The organism is Metabacillus sp. YM-086, from assembly GCF_048059995.1.
Lineage (GTDB): Bacteria > Bacillota > Bacilli > Bacillales > Bacillaceae > Metabacillus > Metabacillus litoralis_B.
Genome location: NZ_JBLUOI010000006.1, coordinates 38,744 through 57,844, shown reverse-complemented (window position 1 = coordinate 57,844; position 19,101 = coordinate 38,744). Strand labels below are relative to the sequence as shown.

The 19,101-nt window shown below is 36.1% G+C and carries 20 protein-coding genes; all 20 read right to left on the bottom strand.

What is annotated here, in order from left to right; all coding sequences use genetic code 11:
• Window positions 1-61: 61 nt before the first annotated feature.
• Window positions 62-286, bottom strand: coding sequence for a YlzJ-like family protein (locus ACEWK1_RS04295; protein ID WP_121661454.1), 225 nt, complete (start codon window positions 284-286; stop codon window positions 62-64).
• Window positions 286-1,020 carry a ClpP family protease gene (locus tag ACEWK1_RS04290; RefSeq protein ID WP_121661453.1) on the bottom strand — a complete coding sequence of 245 codons (735 nt, stop codon included), beginning with the start codon at window positions 1,018-1,020 and terminating at the stop codon, window positions 286-288. The genes ACEWK1_RS04295 and ACEWK1_RS04290 overlap by 1 nt, the downstream gene beginning before the upstream one ends.
• Before the next feature lie 128 nt (window positions 1,021-1,148).
• A complete protein-coding gene (locus ACEWK1_RS04285; RefSeq protein WP_396653763.1) occupies window positions 1,149-2,819 on the bottom strand; it encodes a ribonuclease J in 1,671 nt (556 codons plus the stop codon).
• A gap of 217 nt (window positions 2,820-3,036) precedes the next feature.
• The gene (gene dapA, locus ACEWK1_RS04280) at window positions 3,037-3,915 is read right to left on the bottom strand and encodes a 4-hydroxy-tetrahydrodipicolinate synthase (protein WP_121661451.1); all 879 of its coding nucleotides are present in this window, start codon (window positions 3,913-3,915) and stop codon (window positions 3,037-3,039) included.
• Between the two features lie 97 nt (window positions 3,916-4,012).
• Window positions 4,013-5,230, bottom strand: coding sequence for an aspartate kinase (dapG, locus tag ACEWK1_RS04275; RefSeq protein ID WP_251401729.1), 1,218 nt, complete (start codon window positions 5,228-5,230; stop codon window positions 4,013-4,015).
• A 69-nt stretch (window positions 5,231-5,299) separates the two neighbouring features.
• The gene (asd, locus tag ACEWK1_RS04270) at window positions 5,300-6,343 is read right to left on the bottom strand and encodes an aspartate-semialdehyde dehydrogenase (RefSeq protein WP_121661449.1); all 1,044 of its coding nucleotides are present in this window, start codon (window positions 6,341-6,343) and stop codon (window positions 5,300-5,302) included.
• A 127-nt stretch (window positions 6,344-6,470) separates the two neighbouring features.
• On the bottom strand, window positions 6,471-7,073 hold the full coding sequence (locus ACEWK1_RS04265) for a dipicolinate synthase subunit B (RefSeq protein WP_121661448.1): 603 nt from the start codon (window positions 7,071-7,073) through the stop codon (window positions 6,471-6,473).
• The gene (dpaA, locus tag ACEWK1_RS04260; RefSeq protein WP_121661447.1) at window positions 7,070-7,972 is read right to left on the bottom strand and encodes a dipicolinic acid synthetase subunit A; all 903 of its coding nucleotides are present in this window, start codon (window positions 7,970-7,972) and stop codon (window positions 7,070-7,072) included. The genes ACEWK1_RS04265 and dpaA overlap by 4 nt, the downstream gene beginning before the upstream one ends.
• A gap of 219 nt (window positions 7,973-8,191) precedes the next feature.
• Window positions 8,192-8,452: a YlmC/YmxH family sporulation protein gene (locus ACEWK1_RS04255; protein ID WP_066337647.1), complete on the bottom strand. Its 261-nt coding sequence runs from the start codon at window positions 8,450-8,452 to the stop codon at window positions 8,192-8,194.
• 87 nt (window positions 8,453-8,539) lie between these two features.
• The gene (locus tag ACEWK1_RS04250) at window positions 8,540-9,781 is read right to left on the bottom strand and encodes a M16 family metallopeptidase (RefSeq protein WP_121661446.1); all 1,242 of its coding nucleotides are present in this window, start codon (window positions 9,779-9,781) and stop codon (window positions 8,540-8,542) included.
• 30 nt (window positions 9,782-9,811) lie between these two features.
• A complete protein-coding gene (locus tag ACEWK1_RS04245) occupies window positions 9,812-10,792 on the bottom strand; it encodes a polysaccharide deacetylase family protein (protein WP_251393916.1) in 981 nt (326 codons plus the stop codon).
• 132 nt (window positions 10,793-10,924) lie between these two features.
• On the bottom strand, window positions 10,925-13,045 hold the full coding sequence (gene pnp, locus ACEWK1_RS04240; protein ID WP_121661444.1) for a polyribonucleotide nucleotidyltransferase: 2,121 nt from the start codon (window positions 13,043-13,045) through the stop codon (window positions 10,925-10,927).
• A 155-nt stretch (window positions 13,046-13,200) separates the two neighbouring features.
• The gene (gene rpsO / locus ACEWK1_RS04235; RefSeq protein WP_026559305.1) at window positions 13,201-13,470 is read right to left on the bottom strand and encodes a 30S ribosomal protein S15; all 270 of its coding nucleotides are present in this window, start codon (window positions 13,468-13,470) and stop codon (window positions 13,201-13,203) included.
• A gap of 122 nt (window positions 13,471-13,592) precedes the next feature.
• The gene (gene ribF, locus ACEWK1_RS04230) at window positions 13,593-14,540 is read right to left on the bottom strand and encodes a bifunctional riboflavin kinase/FAD synthetase (protein ID WP_416635750.1); all 948 of its coding nucleotides are present in this window, start codon (window positions 14,538-14,540) and stop codon (window positions 13,593-13,595) included.
• Between the two features lie 66 nt (window positions 14,541-14,606).
• Complete coding sequence (truB, locus tag ACEWK1_RS04225) at window positions 14,607-15,527, bottom strand: tRNA pseudouridine(55) synthase TruB (RefSeq protein WP_251393912.1); 921 nt, start codon at window positions 15,525-15,527, stop codon at window positions 14,607-14,609.
• A 127-nt stretch (window positions 15,528-15,654) separates the two neighbouring features.
• A complete protein-coding gene (gene rbfA / locus ACEWK1_RS04220; protein WP_098796336.1) occupies window positions 15,655-16,011 on the bottom strand; it encodes a 30S ribosome-binding factor RbfA in 357 nt (118 codons plus the stop codon).
• Window positions 16,012-16,028: 17 nt separating this feature from the next.
• Entirely contained in the window at window positions 16,029-16,307 is a 279-nt protein-coding gene (locus ACEWK1_RS04215) for a DUF503 domain-containing protein (protein WP_121661441.1), read from the bottom strand.
• The gene (gene infB, locus ACEWK1_RS04210) at window positions 16,304-18,487 is read right to left on the bottom strand and encodes a translation initiation factor IF-2 (RefSeq protein WP_416635749.1); all 2,184 of its coding nucleotides are present in this window, start codon (window positions 18,485-18,487) and stop codon (window positions 16,304-16,306) included. Before infB ends, ACEWK1_RS04215 begins: the two co-directional genes overlap by 4 nt.
• Before the next feature lie 19 nt (window positions 18,488-18,506).
• Window positions 18,507-18,812, bottom strand: a complete 306-nt coding sequence (locus tag ACEWK1_RS04205; RefSeq protein ID WP_098796333.1) for a YlxQ family RNA-binding protein — start codon at window positions 18,810-18,812, stop codon at window positions 18,507-18,509.
• 4 nt (window positions 18,813-18,816) lie between these two features.
• A complete protein-coding gene (rnpM, locus tag ACEWK1_RS04200) occupies window positions 18,817-19,089 on the bottom strand; it encodes an RNase P modulator RnpM (RefSeq protein ID WP_121661439.1) in 273 nt (90 codons plus the stop codon).
• Window positions 19,090-19,101: the final 12 nt, after the last annotated feature.

Genomic DNA, 19,101 nt, shown 5'->3' with positions numbered 1-19,101 from the left:
AGAAAGCAGCCGAAATGGCTGCCTTATCAAAGAAGATCTATTTTATTATAACATAATAGAACTAGATGGTAGAAAGAGACATAGTAATTTTTTGACCTGGACATAACTCTGAATTTAAAAAGTGCTGTGGATCGCTACTTAATACTCGTATAATCTCGTATTGGGCATTCTCAGATTGTTGAACAAGCAATTGTATCCCATTCATTTCAATGACTGATTGCTTTTTATATTCTTCTTCTGTATGAGGAAACATAAGTTCCTCTGGCATCATTGTGTAATATATCATTATTGAAGCACCTGATCATCGTCAGTTTTATCGAGTAAACTATTGAGCTTTTTAATTGCTTGTCCAACCCCACCTACTTCGTTTATCAAACCATATTCCACAGCATCCGCACCAACGACATTCGTTCCGATATCACGAGTTAGGTTTCCTTTCGAAAGCATAAGCTCTTTAAATTTTTCTTCACTAATATTTGAATTCTTTGTCACAAAATTAATAACACGCTCTTGCATCTTGTCTAAATATTCGAAAGTTTGCGGAACCCCAATAACAAGACCAGTTAACCTTACTGGGTGAATGGTCATTGTTGCAGACTCAGCGATGAAAGAATAATCACAAGATACTGCAATTGGAACCCCAATTGAATGACCACCACCTAAAACAATTGATACTGTAGGTTTAGATAAGGATGATAGCATTTCAGCTATCGCAAGTCCCGCTTCAACATCTCCACCAACGGTATTAAGTATAACTAATAAACCTTCAATATTTGGATTTTGTTCAATTGCAACAATTTGAGGAATAACATGTTCATACTTCGTTGTTTTGTTTTGTGGTGGTAGTTGAATATGTCCTTCAATTTGTCCCACAATTGTTAAACAGTGTATTTTTGAATCGTTTCCCATTTGAGGAACATTCGTTTGTCCTAATTGTTGAATTTTTTCTACAATAGAGGTCTCTTTTCCTTCTGGTTTTTCAGTAGCCTCATTTTTTATGTAATGATCATGATTTGTCATGCTAGCCATCCTTTCCAATTTCATTCTTTCTGTAGTATTGACAACCTCACTATTTTCATACAAATGAATAGAAAAGAACCAAAACAAAAAGCATTGAAACTACTCAATGCTTTTTAACTAACACTAGATTAAATTTCCATGATAATTGGAAGAATCATCGGTCTTCTCTTAGTTTTTTCATATAAAAATTGATTTAATGATTCACGGATGCTCAGTTTAATTGAAGACCATTCAATAGAGTGTTCTTGCATACTACGTTCTACGATGTTTGAAACTACTTTAGTTGCTTCTCCGATTAGTTCCTCAGATTCTCTTACATATACGAATCCTCTTGTGATAATCTCAGGACCTGAGGTTATCTGCTTTTTCTGCTTATTAAGTGTGACGACTACAATTAAAATGCCATCTTGTGATAATAATCGGCGGTCTCGAAGAACGATATTACCAACATCGCCAATCCCTAAACCGTCAATCAGAACGTTCCCCGAAGGAACTTTTGCACCGGTATAAACATTTTGTCCTTTGAACTCTACTACATCTCCTTTATCAACTAAGAAGATATTTTGAGGTTCAATACCAACCTGTTTTGCCAGTTTTTCATGAGCCTTTTGCATTTTAAATTCGCCATGAATTGGTATGAAATATTTTGGCTTCGTTAAATTAAGCATCATTTTTAATTCTTCCTGATGCCCATGTCCCGAAACATGTATTTGTTTTTGTCCAAAAATCACATTGGCTCCCGCTCTACTTAATAGATCAATTGTTTTAGAAAATACCAGTTCATGACCCGGTATTGGTGTTGCAGCAATTAGGACGGTATCTCCATCTGTTACATTCACCAATTTATGTGACTGCTTAGCCATTCTAGATAAAACAGCAAGTGGCTCACCATGATTACTTGTTGTTAATATGGCCACTTCATTTGATTCATGTTTATCAATTTCATTTACTGAAATGAAGAGTTCTTCCTCTTCAACAGAGATGTAGCCGAGATTTATCGCTAAATTTAATATGTTTTTCATATTTTTTCCAACAACAGCTAATTTACGATTGTTTTTCACTGCTGCATTAATGACTTGTTGGATTCGATATAAGTTTGAAGCGAAAACAGCAACTATTACTCGTCCATCTGCATTGTACATAACATCTGAAATTTCTCCACCTACTATGGCTTCTGAACCAGAATAACCTGGTCTTTCCGCATTTATACTATCAGATAGTAAGCATAAGACACCGTTTTCACCTAACTTAGCAATTTTGCCGATATCCATATGACTATCAGCTACTGGTGTTTGGTCAATCTTAAAATCTCCAGTATGAATAATCGCTCCCATAGAAGTCTCAAAACTAATTCCTACTGAATCGGGGATACTGTGATTTGTTCTAAAAAAAGATATTTCTGTACTTGGAAATGACAAAATCGTTTCATTATCAATTTCTTTGACAAACACAGATTGTCTCATACGATTTTCTTTTAACTTTTCTCCAACCATAGCCAAAGTAAGCTTTGTCCCATAAATTGGAACACTTAAATTGTTGAGTAAATAAAAGATGCCACCGATACTTTCATCATGACCGTGTGTTAAAAAGATCCCCTTTATTCTTTCCTCATTTTCCTTAAGGTAAGTAATATCCGGTATGACCATATCGATTCCTAACATACTATCTTCTGGATACATTAAGCCGGCATCAATAACAAATATGTCAGAATTAATTTCAACAACAAACATATTTTTCCCGACTTCTCCTACTCCACCTAGAGCAATTAATTTTATATTTTCTGTTTTTTCCATGAAAATCCTCCCCACTGAAGTACCCGTTCAACGTCACTTAGAAATATTATAACTGATGAAAGAAATGGAATACAAGGAAATTTTCGCCGTATAATATATGAGTGTTTTCCCAAGATGCATAAAATGATTTAATTTTTGGGATTAATCAGTTAATAAAGACAATAAAAAGAAGAGACACCTGTGTAAGTTTTTATTCTTACTTCAAGCATCCCTTCTTATATATTTATCTTAGGTTTTTATCAATAACATCCATTAATTCGTTTCGTTCTGAACTTGTTAACGGTAATAAAGGTAAGCGCACTGATCCAACATCCAAGCCTTTAACTTGTAGTGCTGTTTTTACAGGACTAGGATTTGGAGCAGCAAACAGTTGTTTCATAATTGGTAATAAAGTACGATGCTGCTCTGCTGCTGCAGCATGATCACCATTTTCAAAAGATGAGATCATTGCCTGCATTTCGTTACCAATAATATGTGAGGCAACGGATACTACACCATTCCCACCTATTGAAAGGGCTGGTAGAGTTAAACCGTCATCACCAGTATATAGTGCGAAATCAGCGTCGGTTTTTGAAATGATATCGGCCATAGCATCTAAATTACCGCTTGCTTCTTTTATAGCTACAATGTTTGGAATTTCCGATAACCTTACAATTGTATCTACAGTCATGCTGATCACACTTCTACCAGGAATATTATATAACATTACTGGCAGCTTTGTAGATTCTGCTATGGTTTTAAAGTGCTGATATAAACCTTCCTGACTTGGCTTGTTATAATAAGGAACAACAAGCATTATAGCATCTACACCAGCTTCTTCAGCTTGCTTAGTTAATTTAATGGAGGCTGCTGTATTATTGCTGCCTGTTCCAGCGATAACAGGAACTCTGCCATTAACTTCTTTAACAGAGTGTTTAATTAATGCAACTTTTTCCTCAGTACTTAAAGTTGGAGATTCCCCTGTTGTACCCGCAATAACTAATGAATCAGAACCATGATTTATAAGGTAATCAATCAATGTTGATGTTTTTTGAAAATCAATATTTCCATTTTTATCAAATGGTGTTACCATTGCTGTTGATACTTTACCAAAAAGACCCATTCTTACCTTCACTCCTTATGTTGCATTCTGACGTAAAATGCTTCAGCGCCATATTTCCTTATGAATCAAGGAAATTCCAAGCATTTTTTCTCTCTTTTTATTCTGATAGATCAAAAGCTTCATGTAAAGCATTGACCGCTTTTATCATATCATGTTCTTTTACAAGAACCCATATTGTTGTATGGCTATCTGCAGATTGTAGTATTTGTATCCCTTGTTCTGATAAAGCTGTTACGATTTTTGAAGTTACACCTGGAACCCCCATTATACCAGCTCCAACTGCAGATACTTTTGCACAATGGCGGTTAACGATAGGTTCATAACCTAACCCCTCAAGTATATCAATGGCCTGATTCGTTACTTCATCTGTAACAGTATAGATCACTGATTTAGGTGTGATGTTGAAGAAGTCAACACTTATTCCTTCTTTTGCCATTGCCTTAAATACTTCTGTCTGCACATCATAATGTCCTTCTTTTGCTGCTACTTTTATCTGAGTTACATTAGAAACATGAGCAATTCCGGTAATAAGGCTTTCATGAACATCACTGCCTTTTTTAGCGGAATGATTTGTCGTAACTAATGTTCCTGTTGATTTTGAATAAGTGGATCTAACTCGAATCGGCACCTCTGCTTGCATAGCAATTTCCACTGCACGAGGATGGACTACTTTTGCTCCTTGGTAAGCAAGGTTTACAATTTCAGTATACGTGACTTTTGTCAAAGGCTTTGCGTTCTCGACAATACGTGGATCTGCTGTCATTACCCCTTCGACATCTGTAAAAATATCCACATATTCTGCTCCTAATGCTGCACCAAGAGCTGCTGCTGAAGTGTCACTGCCTCCTCTTCCAATAGTCGTGGTATCTCCACTTTTTATGGAAGCTCCTTGGAATCCTGCCACAACCACTACATCTTGATTAGTTAGGATGTCTAACAAACGCTCACAATCCATTTCCAGTATTTTCGCATTTGTATGATCGTCATTTGTAATAAATCCAGCCTGTGCTCCAGTTAGGGAAGTAGCTTTAATCTTATTTTGATTTAGGAGGCTTGAAAAGACAATTGATGAAATAACTTCACCACATGAAAGTAACATATCTTGTTCTCTTTTGGAAATGTTACCAATATTTCCATACACCAAGTCTAAAAGTGTGTCAGTAGCATAAGGATCGCCACTTCTTCCCATGGCAGATACTACTGCCACAACTTTATAGCCATCATTTAATGCGTCTTTAATATGCCCAAGAGCCATTTGACGACCACGATCATCTTTGACGGATGTTCCTCCAAATTTTTGAACGATAATTTTCAACTGTAACACCTCTACTATAGACGTGAGAGAAGAGAGCTGGCAAACGACCATGCTCTCTTCCTATAAAGATTAAACTAATTGTAATTTAACTAAACTTTCAGCGATCTGTACAGAATTCCATGCAGCACCTTTTAATAGGTTATCAGAGACAATCCACATGTGGAAACCATTATCGCGGTCTAAATCTTTACGGATTCTGCCTACGAAAACATCATTCTTCCCAACACAATTTGCCGGCATTGGATATAACTGCTGAGACGGATCGTCTTGAAGAGTAATTCCATCTGAATTTTTTAGCAACTCTTTTAGTTGTTGTGCTGAAACGTCCTGAGAATCAACTTCAACATAAACAGACTCAGAGTGACCAGTTTCTACAGGTAACCTTACACAAGTTGCAGCAACATGCAACTTGGGCATAGTCATAATTTTCTTCGTTTCGTTTATCATTTTCATTTCTTCAAATGTAAATCCATTTTCTTGGAACTTATCAATTTGTGGAATCGCATTAAAAGCAATTTGATAATGCTTTTCATCACTACCTACAGGCAGAATTTCTGGAGTAAATTCTTCACCATTTAAAATAGCTTTTGACTGTTCCTTTAGTTCGTTAATAGCAGCTGCACCAGCTCCTGAAACTGCTTGATACGTTGACACAATTACTTTATTTAAGCCATACTGCTTACGGATTGGTTCAAGGGCTACAACCATTTGAATTGTTGAACAATTTGGATTAGCAATAATCCCGTTATGATTTTTTAAAGCTTCTTCGTTTACTTCAGGCACTACTAATGGAACATTTTCATCCATTCTATATGCACTCGTGTTGTCTACAACAATTGCTCCTCGTTTTACAGCTTCTGGAGCAAATTGCTTAGATACACTTCCACCTGCACTGAATAACGCAATTTGTACGCCTTCAAAGCTTTCAGGGGTTGCAACTTGAACAGTATATTCTTCATTCTTGAACATTACCTTTTTACCGGCAGAACGCTCAGAAGAAAGCAAAGTTAATTTTGAAATAGGAAAATTACGTTGTTCTAAAGTATGAAGCATTTGTTGCCCTACTGCTCCTGTTGCTCCGACTACTGCTACATGATAACCTCTTGCTTCCATTTAACACTAGCTCCTTCCAGCTATATCTTTATACTTTATATATAGCTTCAAATCTTTTACGTATTATTCTATCACATTAATTGTCGAATGGATTAAAAATTTATGATTCTTTCATTGAATTGTGCAATTAATTCTCTAAATCACGGAATTTTTCTACAACTACTGGTTGAAATTGTTTACCTTCTAAAGCTGCTAATACTGTATCTAACAATGATTCCATTCTTGCCACCATTGAATTTGGCTTTTTATCAGGCATATCCTGACCAAATGGAATAAAGTAGATATCTTTTGTTGCCATAAGACGCATTAAGTTTACACCATTTAATCCTAATGCATCATTTGTAGAGATTCCAAGTACTACAGGACGATGAGTCCGAAGAGTAGCCTTAGCTGCCATTAATACAGGAGAGTCTGTTAAAGCATTGGCAAATTTACTCATGGAGTTACCTGTTAATGGTGCGATAACCATACAATCAAGTGGCAATTTTGGTCCTAGTGGCTCTGCCGCCACAATTGAATCAATTACTTTATTGCCAGTTAATTCTTCAACTTTCTCTACCCATTCTCCAGCTTTACCAAAACGTGTAGTTGTATTTTTCACAGTATGAGAGACAACTGGTATAATGTCAGCTCCTTCATCCATTAATGACTTAATTTGTGGATATACCTCTTCATACGTGCAGTGAGAACCCGTCATTCCAAATCCTATTCTTTTACCTTCTAATTTCATGAAGAAGACCCCTTTCCATCTATTTTTAACTCACCCAAAAGTTGTGATAAAACATTTGCAACAATTTGCCCGGCTGATTTAGGTGCAACGATTCCAGGCAATCCTGGAGCCAATAATGCTTTAATTCCACGTTTTTCTGCATACCGGAAATCAGTTCCTCCTGGCTTTGATGCTAAGTCTACAATTAATGTGTGTGCCGGCATATTTGAGATTACCTTTGCTGTGACTAATAAAGATGGAATTGTGTTAATACAAACATCAATGTCTTTCACTTCTCGTTGAATATCGTCAATATGAAATGGCGTAAGACCCATTTCTGTAATTCTTGCTAGATCCGCTGTATCTCTGGCACCTACTTTTACTTTTGCACCTAGTGAGGCAAATGTTCTTGCTACACTCATTCCGACTCTCCCTAACCCAAGGACTGCTATGGTTGAGCCATGAATTGTGATATCAGTATGCTGAATGACCATCATAATTGTTCCTTCTACTGTAGGTATTGAGTTATATATTGCAACATCATCTCGTTCAAATAATTGAATTAATTTTCTATTTGTTGTACTTACAAGGTTATCTAGATATGAATTTGAGATGCCGGAATATATCGTACAATGAGAAGGTGTTTGTTCTAGTAATTCTTCTGATAAAATAACTTCTTCATTTGAAAATACAGTATCTACGACCCCCTCATGATTCGTACCGGGGATAGGCAAAATTATGGCATCTATTTCATTAAATTGAACCTCATCTATCTTGACTTTTGTAGCACCTGTAAAACCATGATCAAGCTGATCAAAACCGATGAGCAAAAGCTTTGCGTCAAGTTCAGTTAATTTACGGATAACTTCTAGCTGCCTTGCATCGCCACCGATTACAGCTACATTTAATCCAGTTAACATGTCGAAAGTTCACCTTCTTTTTACATGTGTTTCTAATTTCTTTTTTTAAATCCTAGGATAACTTACTTCAACATACTATGTAGAAATAGTTGTATGGGTGAATAAACAGAAGAAATTAAAGAAGAGTCTTTTGATGTGACGGAGATAGAAGAAGCTTAAACGAAATCAGTATGTTTCTCAAACAAAAAAAACGATTGGCTTAACACCAATCGTTAGCAATTAAGATTCAATTTTTTCAATTTGCTCATCTGGGATATCAAGAATAATCATATCTGTTCCAATCTTTTTAATATGCTGCCAAGGAACTCGGATTTCTTGTCCTTGCTTTCTTAAGCCAAACCATTTTAGCGAAGGAATAATTAATGTAGTAATTTGACCAGTTTGCTCATTAATTTCTAAATCAGTTTGGCCAAGTACTCCCAAGCGCTCAGCACGCTTTACATCTACAATTTCTTTTCCACTTAATTCACTTAATCTCATGTCCATTCCCCCTTACTATATCTTATCAATGGACCTTATAAAAAAATGCCTACATTTATTAAAAATAGTAGGCATTTTTCGCATCAATTAAGATTTTAAACTCTCTGGAAGTGTTCCATCAGGACTTATTAACGCTACAGAATAAGAATCTGTAAACAATTGGTTAGCTAAAGTATTTACACTTTCTTCAGAAACCTCATTTACTTTGTCAATGATTGAATCTAATGAACGATGATAGCCTAGTAAGAGCTCGTTTTTACCATTTCTGCTCATTCTACTATTCGTACTCTCAAGACTTAGCATTAGACTTCCTTTCATTTGTTCCTTGCTGTTTGCTAATTCTTTTGCAGTAATTCCATCCGCTTTTAAAGTTGATAATGTCTCCTGAATTGTTTCAAATAATACATTTAATTGATTCCTTCCTGTCCCACCATAAATTGTAAGGAGTCCATTATCTTCATAGGAAGAATGGTAGGAGAAAACAGAATACGCAAGTCCTTTTTGTTCACGTACATCCTGGAACAAGCGACTGCTCATACTTCCACCTAATATATTATTTAACACAATTAAGCTGTAAATATTATCATGACCAACTTCTAGACCATTATAGCCTAAACAAAGATGTGCTTGTTCCGTATCCTTTTGCTTGGCTAATTTTTGATCCAAGAACGTTGGTTTTCCAATTTCGTGTTTTTGAGCATTTGTTTCATAAGAACCAAAGAATTTCTCAACTTCTTTAATAAAGCCTTCAGATACATTCCCTGCAACAGAAACAACAACATTTTCAGGAGTATAGTGATTGTTCATATACTCTCTTAATGTATCACCGTTAAAAGATGCAAGAGTTTCTTCAGTTCCAAGAATAGGATAACCTAGTGGGTGATCACCATAAGTAGCTTTACTTAAAATATCATGTACAATATCATCAGGTGTATCATCGTACATTTTAATCTCTTCATAAACAACATTCTTTTCTTTTTTCAACTCTTCCTCATCAAATGTTGAGTTAAAAAACATGTCTGCTAGCACATCAAGCGCATAGTTAGCATGATCATCAAGAACTTTTGCATAATAACAAGTATATTCTTTAGAAGTAAATGCATTTACTTGGCCACCAATGCTATCGAATGATTCAGCAATTTCACGAGCTGATCTTGTTTTTGTTCCTTTAAAAAACATGTGCTCTAAAAAATGAGAAACTCCGTTAATTTTTGGCTCTTCATTACGTGAGCCTGTTCCAATCCATACACCAATTGCAACTGATCGAACCGTCGGGATATTTTCTAGTACAATTCTTACTCCATTTTGACAAGTATATTTTTTGATCAAAAAAGTTCCTCCTTCATGTTGCCATTCTTCTTATTTATCCTCATCTACATCTTTTATTGATAACCTTTCTTCGTTTACAAGCATTGATACTGATCCGAAGGAATATCCTTTTTGTTTAATGGATAATATTAACGTTTCAAGGCTCTCAGATGTAGAGGAAGTAGGATGCATTAAAATAAGTGCCCCATTATGAACTTTATTCATTACTCTTGAAACTAACACATGTGGTTCTGGACGCTGCCAATCAATTGTGTCTACGCTCCACATAACTGTTTTCATGCTCATTTCATCCGCAATTTTTACTACCTCATTTTTAAAGCTACCACTTGGGGGAGCGAACCAAGTTGGAGTAATATCAGTTACTGATTTTATCACTTCGTTTGTCTTCGAAAGTTGTTCTCTTATATTACCGCTGGATAATTGACTCATATCTGGATGTGAATAGGAATGATTTCCAATTTCATGGCCAGCATCTACAATCATCATTGCCATATCCGGATTTTCTTTTACCCATCTTCCTTCAAGAAAAAAGGTGGCCTTTACATGGTACTTATTAAGCGTCTCAAGCATATCAGGTATGTACTCATTTCCCCATGCTACGTTAATAATGAATGACACCATCGGTTTATCAGGATGTCCACGATAAATTGGCTCAGCAGGTAAATCTTCTAAATGAACAGAAGGCTTGACTTGTCGGTATACAAGAAGGCTTTCATCAAAGGTTCCCTTTGCTTTCATCTTCTTGTAGGACTCATCTATATCCACCTCTAAACCATTATAACCAGGCGTGGCCTTCCATACTTTATGTACTTCCGCATTTTGAGCAGGAATATTGTATTCCGGTGCTTTTGCTGCAATTTCTTCATATAAATCGTCTTGATGTTTAGACACTGTTACACTAGCATGCTTTATTTGATCAACATATGAAGATGTAAATGGATTTTGTAAAAATCCGATGCTAACAATTAAGATTAAGGCAAATCCCACGATATGAATCATTTTCCTTTGCATTCAATATCCCCCTTTTCACTAAAAAATATGTAAAAAGGGGACAAGGTAGAACAAAAAACGGAATACTATAGTAACATCTTAAATCTTTTAAATCGAAAAAGAAGACCGGATACCCTGGCCTCCTTTATAGAATCAACCTTGCTGTTCTGGTTGATTTTCTTTTTGTTCTTTCAATACTGCTTTTCTAGATAAATTAACACGACCTTGTTTATCAATTTCAGTTACCTTTACAAGTAGCTCATCACCAATTGAAACAACGTCTTCAACTTTTCCAACACGTTCCTCTGCAAGCTCCGATATGTGAACTAAACCATCTTTACCCGCAAAAATTTCTACAAATGCTCCGAACTTTTCAATTCGTTTTACTTTACCAAGATATAGTTGTCCAACAACAACTTCTCGTACAAGATCTTCAATAATTTTCTTCGCTTTTTGGTTCATCTCATCATTTACTGATGAAATGAAGACAGTACCATCTTGCTCGATATCAATCTTAACTCCAGTTTCTTCAATAATTTTATTAATTTGCTTTCCGCTAGGACCAATAACATCTCTAATTTTATCTGGATTAATCTTCATTGTTAAGATCTTAGGTGCATATTGAGAAAGCTCACCTTTTGGAGTGGAAATGGTAGCAAGCATCGATTTTAAGATTTCCATTCGACCCTTTTTCGCTTGTTGTAATGCTTCTTCAAGTATTTCTCTTGATAAGCCTTCTATTTTAATATCCATTTGTAAAGCCGTTACACCTTTATCAGTTCCGGCTACCTTAAAGTCCATATCACCAAGAGCATCTTCCATACCTTGGATGTCTGTTAAAACTGTATAGTGTTCCCCGGATTTTACTAGTCCCATTGCAATTCCAGCAACAGGAGCCTTAATCGGAACACCTGCATCCATCATTGCTAACGTACTTGCACAAATACTTGCTTGTGAAGTAGAACCGTTTGATTCAAGAACTTCTGATACTAAGCGAACTGTATATGGGAAGTCTTTCTCAGATGGAATAACTGGTTCTAATGCTCTTTCACCTAGCGCACCATGTCCAATTTCACGTCGTCCTGGTCCTCTCATAGGTCCAGTTTCACCAACACTAAATTGTGGGAAGTTGTAATGGTGCATAAAGCGCTTGGATTCCTCAATACCTAGTCCATCAAGAATTTGTACATCACCCAACGCTCCAAGTGTACATATACTTAATGCTTGAGTTTGTCCACGTGTAAACAAACCTGAACCATGTGTTCTAGCTAATAACCCAACTTCAGAAGACAGTGGGCGAATCTCATCAACACCACGTCCATCAGGTCTTACTTTTTCTTCCGTAATTAAGCGACGTACTTCTGCCTTTACAAGTTTTGATAAGATTTGTTTAACCATCTTAATGGTGCTCTCATCGGCTTCTTGAGCCTCAAATTTCTCTACAACATTGTTTTTCACAGCGCTGATCGCATCTTCTCGTGCATGTTTCTCTTGAACCTGAATAGCTTGTAATAAGTCACCCTCTGCAAACTCTCGAATTTCTTTTTCAAGATCGGCATCAAGATCGAATAGCTCAATTTCCATTTTTTCTTTTCCAACAGCTGCAGCTACTTCCTCTTGGAAAGAGATTAAACGTTTTATTTCTTCATGCCCAAACATGATAGCTTCTAACATTGTTTCTTCTGGAACTTCATCAGCACCAGCTTCAACCATATTAATGGCGTCTTTTGTACCAGCTACTACTAAATGGATATCACTTTGTTCTGCTTGTTCAACTGTTGGGTTAATGACAAATTCATTATTGATTCTTCCAACAGTAACACCCGCAATCGGTCCCTCAAAAGGAATGTCAGATACACAAAGTGCTAATGAAGATCCAAACATAGCAGCCATTTCAGAAGAACAGTCTTGATCAACACTCATCACAATACTAATAACCTGAACTTCATTTCTAAAACCATCAGCAAATAAAGGTCTAATCGGACGGTCAATCAGTCGGCTAGCTAATATAGCTTTTTCACTTGGTCTTCCTTCTCTCTTGATAAATCCTCCAGGAATTTTTCCTACAGCATATAAACGCTCTTCGTAATTAACTGTTAAAGGAAAAAAGTCTAAAGGTTTTGGATCTTTTGATGCGGTAGCAGTGCTTAAAACTGCCGTATCGCCATAACGAATCATTACAGACCCGTTTGCTTGTTTTGCAAGCTGGCCGATTTCAACAGTAAGGTTTCGACCTGCCCAATCTATGGAGAACGTTTGTTTATCTTGTCCCATATATGTAAAACTCCTTCTCTATTTAGTCACGTTATGTAATAGTATGAACCAATTAAATTCAACATATCAGTGTAGTTTTTATATGTAACGATTTTTTATAGGAATCAATTTTAAATACACTAAAAAAGCGGGAAAAAATCCCGCTTTTTTAGTAATTATCGACGTAAACCAAGCTTGTTGATTAACTCACGATAACGAGTAACGTCTTTATTACGTAGGTAAGTTAGTAAGTTACGACGTTTACCTACCATTTTTAAAAGACCGCGACGTGAATGGTGGTCTTTTTTGTGAACACGTAAGTGATCGTTAAGATTATTGATGTCCTCAGTAAGGATAGCAATTTGAACCTCTGGAGATCCAGTATCTGACTCATGTGTTTTATATTGAGCGATTAGTTCATTTTTACGTTCTTGTGTGATAGCCATCCTTTTCACCTCCTTATTATAAAAACCCCAATTACCGAGCAAACGTTGGTGAATCGATTTGCCAAGCAATGGTTTTAAACTACATCAATTAGAATACTATTTTTTCATAAAGAATGCAAGGCTTATACCATCTTTTTATGAAAGAATTGTTCGGCAGCAGCCTTGTCTTTAGAAATTTGCTCAATGAGCTCATCAACATTATGGAATTTTTTTTCACTTCTTATACGTTTATACCATGAAACTGAAACTTTTTGACCATAAATTTCTCTATTGAAGTCAAATATGTGAACTTCAATACTAGGTTTTGGGGATTTGTCGTTGTTAAAAGTTGGCTTATAACCAATATTACAAACCCCATCAAAGATAACAGTATCAATATCTATTGTAACAGCATAAACACCAGTTGGAGGTATTAGATAATGCTCTTCGACCTCAACATTAGCAGTTGGAAAACCAATTGTCCGTCCTCGTTTATCACCATGAACTACTATACCAGCAACTGAATGAGGTCTCCCTAAAAGTGTCTGTGCATACTCAACATCACCACTTCTAATAACCTCCCGAATCAGAGTCGAACTAACCTTCCGATCATGATCTGTTATTTTTTCCACAGTTGTATGTAAAAACTGCTCTCTTGAATGAAACGGAATAGTTTCCATTGTTCCTTTGCCCAGGTGTCCATATGTAAAATCAAAACCTGCTACAACATGCTTTACATTTAACTTAATAATATAATCATCCACAAATTGTTGTGGCAATAAAGCAGCAAACTCCTTGGTAAATTCAACTACGAACAATAAATCTACATCAAGATCTTGTATTAACTGTATTTTCTCTTCTAAGGGAGTAATATAATCAATATCTTCCTTTTTACGAAGAACAACAAGTGGGTGTGGATGAAAGGTCATTACGGCACTTTTCATTCCAGCTCCTTTTGCTATTTCTTTCGCTTTTGTTATTACTTTTTGATGACCTTTATGTACTCCGTCAAAATAGCCTAATGCCATGACCATTTCAGGAAAATCAAGTTGATTTAAGTTATGTGGTTGAGACAATCTTATTATTTTCACGGTAGCTTCACCTATTTTCACTTTTTGCTGTATGATTTAATTTGATAAGGTACTTCATCATACAACTTACGCTTCATTTAGTAGTACCTTAGTGGGTTTCATCAAATTTAATTTGTTGGGATGCTTTCCATAAATCGCTAAACAGCGGTCGTCATGATCATAGACAACAATTGGAACACCCACTTCAATGTCCTTAAATTGTGACGGTAATTCTAACACTGCACCATTTTTTACTTTCTCTGCTAGAGTATCATGGATTATCAGTTTCGGCAAATCATATAATGCTTCGCCTATAGGCAGCAATTTGCTTTGTAACTCATCATTTTCGATCGCATTTTCTATTTCTTCAAAAGTTAAACAGTCTTCAATTTTAAAATTTCCTGATTTTGTTCTAATTAAATGTGACATATGTGCTGGGTAGTCTAATTTTTCACCTATCATTACAGCCAATGTACGGACATAAGTACCTTTAGAGCAAGTAACACGGAACCGGAACTTTGTGAGATTGTCTTCGTTATGAACATCACCAAGAAGCACAAGCTCATTTATTGTAATGGTCCTAGCCGGCCTTTCGATCTCTATACCAGCTCTTGCATACTCATAAAGTTTTTTTCCGTTAACTTTAACAGCAGAATACATGGGAGGAACTTGCTCAATTGTACCAACCATTGAATTTAATACATGCTTAACTTTTTCCTCTGAAATAGGTGATTGTACACTTTGCCTTTTAACAATTTCCCCTGATGCATCCTCAGTTGTTGTTGAAAAACCAATCGTTACCTCAGCTTCATAGGTTTTTGTTGCAGCTGTTAAATATTCTACAATCTTTGTTGCTCTACCAAGGCATATAGGAAGTACCCCAGTTACATCTGGATCTAACGTGCCTGTATGACCGACTTTCCTTGTTTTTGCCAACCTTCGCATTCTTGCGACACAATCATGAGATGTCATACCAGCAGGCTTATTAAGTAAAAGAACACCTTCCATATTGTTCCTCCTTCATTCATTTATTAAGTATTTAGAAATGTTTAATAGTGTTGGAATAAAAAATGCTTTATGTTAGTATCTCAAAAAATAAAAGGGATAGACGAAATCGCCTATCCCAGAAAAGGAGTTAATCCTCCTCTTTATTTTCAACATTTAACTCATGAAGAAGAGTTTCAATACGATTACCGTAGTCAATTGACTCATCAAATTCAAATTGAATCTCCGGTGTTTTTCTAAGACGAATTCGTTGACCAATTTCAGACCTAATAAAACCTTTTGCTTTCGCTAAGCCTTTAAGAGTATTTTGTCTTTGCTCCTCATCTCCTAGGACAGAAATGAACACCTTTGCAATCTGAAGATCTCCAGATACACTTACATCAGTTACAGTAACAAAGCCAATACGCGGGTCTTTTATTTTACGACCGATAATATCGCCTAGTTCTTTTTTCATTTGTTCCCCGACACGGTTTGCTCTTAAGCTCATGTCAATCACCTCTTCATTTAAAACCATTCAAACGTTGTAACGGTTCTTTCTATTTCAGGAAACGAATCAATAAAGTTTAGGACATGATTTAATTCCTTTTCTGTTGAAACCTTTGAGGACGTAATGGCAACAATCCCAAATTTTGTATGCTGCCATGTGTCCTGAAAATCAATTTCTGAAATAGAAACATTGTACTTTTGTTTGATTCTTGTTAAAACTCTTTGTAAGACCGCTCGTTTCTCTTTTAATGACTGTGTATCATAAATCAAACATTCACAATCAACGTAGCCGATCATTTACGTTCGATTTCCTCCATCACATACGCTTCAATAATGTCGCCTTCTTTAACATCATTGTAGTTTTTAATTGTGATACCACATTCATAGTTACGTGCAACTTCTTTTACATCATCTTTAAATCGTTTAAGTGTATCAATTTCACCTTCGAAAATAACAATTCCATCTCTGATTAGGCGTATCCCACTATCACGGGTAATTTTACCTTCCGTTACATAACAACCAGCAATTGTACCAATTTTAGATACTTTGAAAGTTGTGCGGACTTCTACTTGACCGATAACTTTTTCTTCAAATTCAGGATCAAGCATACCTTTCATTGCGGATTCAATTTCTTCAATTACTTTATAAATGATACGGTGTAAACGGATATCTACTTCTTCGACGTCAGCTGTTTTCTTAGCACCAGCATCTGGACGAACGTTAAAACCGATAACAATTGCGTTCGATGCTGCAGCTAGAATAATATCAGACTCCGTTATTGCCCCTACACCTGTATGGATGATTTTAACTCGAACACCTTCAACATCAATTTTTTGTAAAGCAGCTGCCAAAGCCTCTACTGAACCCTGTACATCGGCTTTTACAATTAAATTGATATCTTTGATTTCGCCTTGCTTAATTTGTTCAAATAGGTCATCCAGACTAAGCTTAGAGCCTTCGCTTCTTTGTTCATCTAGCTTCTTCTGAGCTCTGGCTTCTCCAACTTGACGAGCAGATTTTTCATCTTCAAATACCATAAACTGGTCCCCTGCTAAAGGAACATCATTTAAGCCTGTTATCTCAACAGGAGTAGATGGAGCCGCTTCTTTTACACGTCTTCCAAGATCATTAACCATTGCACGAACACGACCAAATGTATTTCCTACAACGATTGGATCACCAACGCGTAATGTACCATTTTGAACAAGAAGTGTTGCAACAGATCCGCGACCTTTATCAAGTTGTGCCTCAATAACTGTTCCAGTTGCACGACGATTAGGGTTCGCTTTTAATTCTTCAACTTCAGTAACTAATAAAATCATTTCTAAAAGATCATCAATACCATCACCTGTTAGAGCAGAAACAGGTACAAAGATAGTATCTCCACCCCAAGCCTCTGGTACTAGTCCATGTTCTGTTAATTCTTGCATCACTCGATCTGGATTAGCTGTTGGTTTATCTACTTTGTTAACAGCTACGATAATCGGTACTTCTGCTGCTTTGGCATGGTTAATGGCTTCAATCGTTTGTGGCATAACACCATCATCAGCAGCAACAACTAAAATCGTAATATCTGTAACCTGTGCTCCACGTGCACGCATTGTTGTAAATGCAGCGTGTCCAGGAGTATCAAGGAAGGTAATCTTTTGATCATTTGCGATAATTTGGTAGGCACCAATATGTTGCGTGATTCCTCCTGCTTCACCTTCTGTTACTTTTGTGTTTCGGATTGAATCAAGTAACGTTGTTTTACCATGGTCAACGTGACCCATGATTGTAACAACTGCCGGACGAATTTTTAGATCTTCTTCGCGATCTTCTTCTTCGTATTTCTCAAATTCCGTTTTTTCAAAAACGATTTCTTCCTCTACCTCAACGCCATATTCACCAGCAATAAGCTCAATTGAATCCTTGTCAAGCTCTTGATTGATTGTAGCCATTGTTCCTAGCATTAAAAGCTTTTTAATGATTTCAGAAGGCTCTTTTCCAAGTTCAGACGCCAATTCACCAACTGATAAGCTTCCAGAGAATGTGATTTTTTCAGGTAGCTCTTTTTTCGGCTTAGGTTGTTGTTGTTGTGCAGGACCTCTGTTGTTGTTTCGTTTGTTATTATTGTTTTTCTTCCCTTTATTGTTATTAAAAGGTTTATTATTCGCTTGATTTTGCTTTTTATTATCGCGATTTTGATTATTAGGAGCTTGCTTTTTAGTTGAAGGTTTTTGTTGTTCGTTATTTGGTTTGTTGTTTTGATTCTCTTTTGTATTATCCACTTGTTTCCCCGGTTTCTTTGAAGATTCATTATCTGCTTTTTCTTCATTATTACTTTTATATTTTTGATCAAGCTTTGTAATAACATGATCCTCAATTGTTGACATATGATTATTCACTTCAACATTCATTTCTTGTAACGTAGAAATAATGTCTTTGCTTGATACATTTGTTTGTTTTGCATATTCATATACTCTCATTTTTGTCATACGTTCACCCCCAAGAATATTAATCGAGCAAGGTTTTTAACTTTGCAGCAAAGCCTGCATCATTTATCGCTACAACAACTCTCGCTTCTTTACCAATTGCCTGACCTAACTGGTAGCGATCTTCAACCATTTTAAAGGGGACCTGATAAAACTTACATTTATCTGTTACCTTTTTCATTGTATTAGCGGATGCATCTTGTGAAAGAAGAACTAACTTAGCACGTTGTTGTCTTACTTCCTTAACAACAAGCTCTTCTCCAGAAATAACTTTTCGTGCTCGATTTGCTAAGCCCAATAAGGACGTCCATTGTTGCTGCTTACTCATCTATTTATTGCTTCTCCTTCTCAGCCAATTGAAGTAACTCTTCATAAACACCTTCGTTAATATTTGCTTTTAAGTGATTGGCAAGAATATTTTTCTTTTTTGCTAAAAGAATGCATTCTTTATCAAGAGTAATATATGCACCTCGTCCATTTTTTTTACCGGTTAAGTCGACAGAAACATCGCCTTCCTTTGACCGGACAACTCGGACAAGTTCTTTTTTTGTCTTCATCTCTCCTGTTGCAACACATTTACGCAAAGGAATTTTACGATTGTTCATGTGATTTCACCT

Bases quoted from the DNA above. Each gene is read 5' to 3' on its own strand.
- ACEWK1_RS04215 (WP_121661441.1), bottom strand. From the start codon at position 16,307: ATGATCGGCTACGTTGATTGTGAATGTTTGATTTATGATACACAGTCA.
- infB (WP_416635749.1), bottom strand. From the start codon at position 18,487: ATGACAAAAATGAGAGTATATGAATATGCAAAACAAACAAATGTATCA.
- dpaA (WP_121661447.1), bottom strand. From the start codon at position 7,972: ATGTTAACTGGATTAAATGTAGCTGTAATCGGTGGCGATGCAAGGCAG.
- ACEWK1_RS04205 (WP_098796333.1), bottom strand. From the start codon at position 18,812: ATGAGTAAGCAGCAACAATGGACGTCCTTATTGGGCTTAGCAAATCGA.
- dapA (WP_121661451.1), bottom strand. From the start codon at position 3,915: ATGGGTCTTTTTGGTAAAGTATCAACAGCAATGGTAACACCATTTGAT.
- rpsO (WP_026559305.1), bottom strand. From the start codon at position 13,470: ATGGCTATCACACAAGAACGTAAAAATGAACTAATCGCTCAATATAAA.
- ACEWK1_RS04265 (WP_121661448.1), bottom strand. From the start codon at position 7,073: ATGAAATTAGAAGGTAAAAGAATAGGATTTGGAATGACGGGTTCTCAC.
- ACEWK1_RS04290 (WP_121661453.1), bottom strand. From the start codon at position 1,020: ATGACAAATCATGATCATTACATAAAAAATGAGGCTACTGAAAAACCA.
- rnpM (WP_121661439.1), bottom strand. From the start codon at position 19,089: ATGAACAATCGTAAAATTCCTTTGCGTAAATGTGTTGCAACAGGAGAG.
- asd (WP_121661449.1), bottom strand. From the start codon at position 6,343: ATGGAAGCAAGAGGTTATCATGTAGCAGTAGTCGGAGCAACAGGAGCA.
- ACEWK1_RS04295 (WP_121661454.1), bottom strand. From the start codon at position 286: ATGATATATTACACAATGATGCCAGAGGAACTTATGTTTCCTCATACA.
- pnp (WP_121661444.1), bottom strand. From the start codon at position 13,045: ATGGGACAAGATAAACAAACGTTCTCCATAGATTGGGCAGGTCGAAAC.
- ACEWK1_RS04255 (WP_066337647.1), bottom strand. From the start codon at position 8,452: ATGAGATTAAGTGAATTAAGTGGAAAAGAAATTGTAGATGTAAAGCGT.
- rbfA (WP_098796336.1), bottom strand. From the start codon at position 16,011: ATGAGCTTAAGAGCAAACCGTGTCGGGGAACAAATGAAAAAAGAACTA.
- ACEWK1_RS04245 (WP_251393916.1), bottom strand. From the start codon at position 10,792: ATGCAAAGGAAAATGATTCATATCGTGGGATTTGCCTTAATCTTAATT.
- truB (WP_251393912.1), bottom strand. From the start codon at position 15,527: ATGGAAGGTGTTCTTTTACTTAATAAGCCTGCTGGTATGACATCTCAT.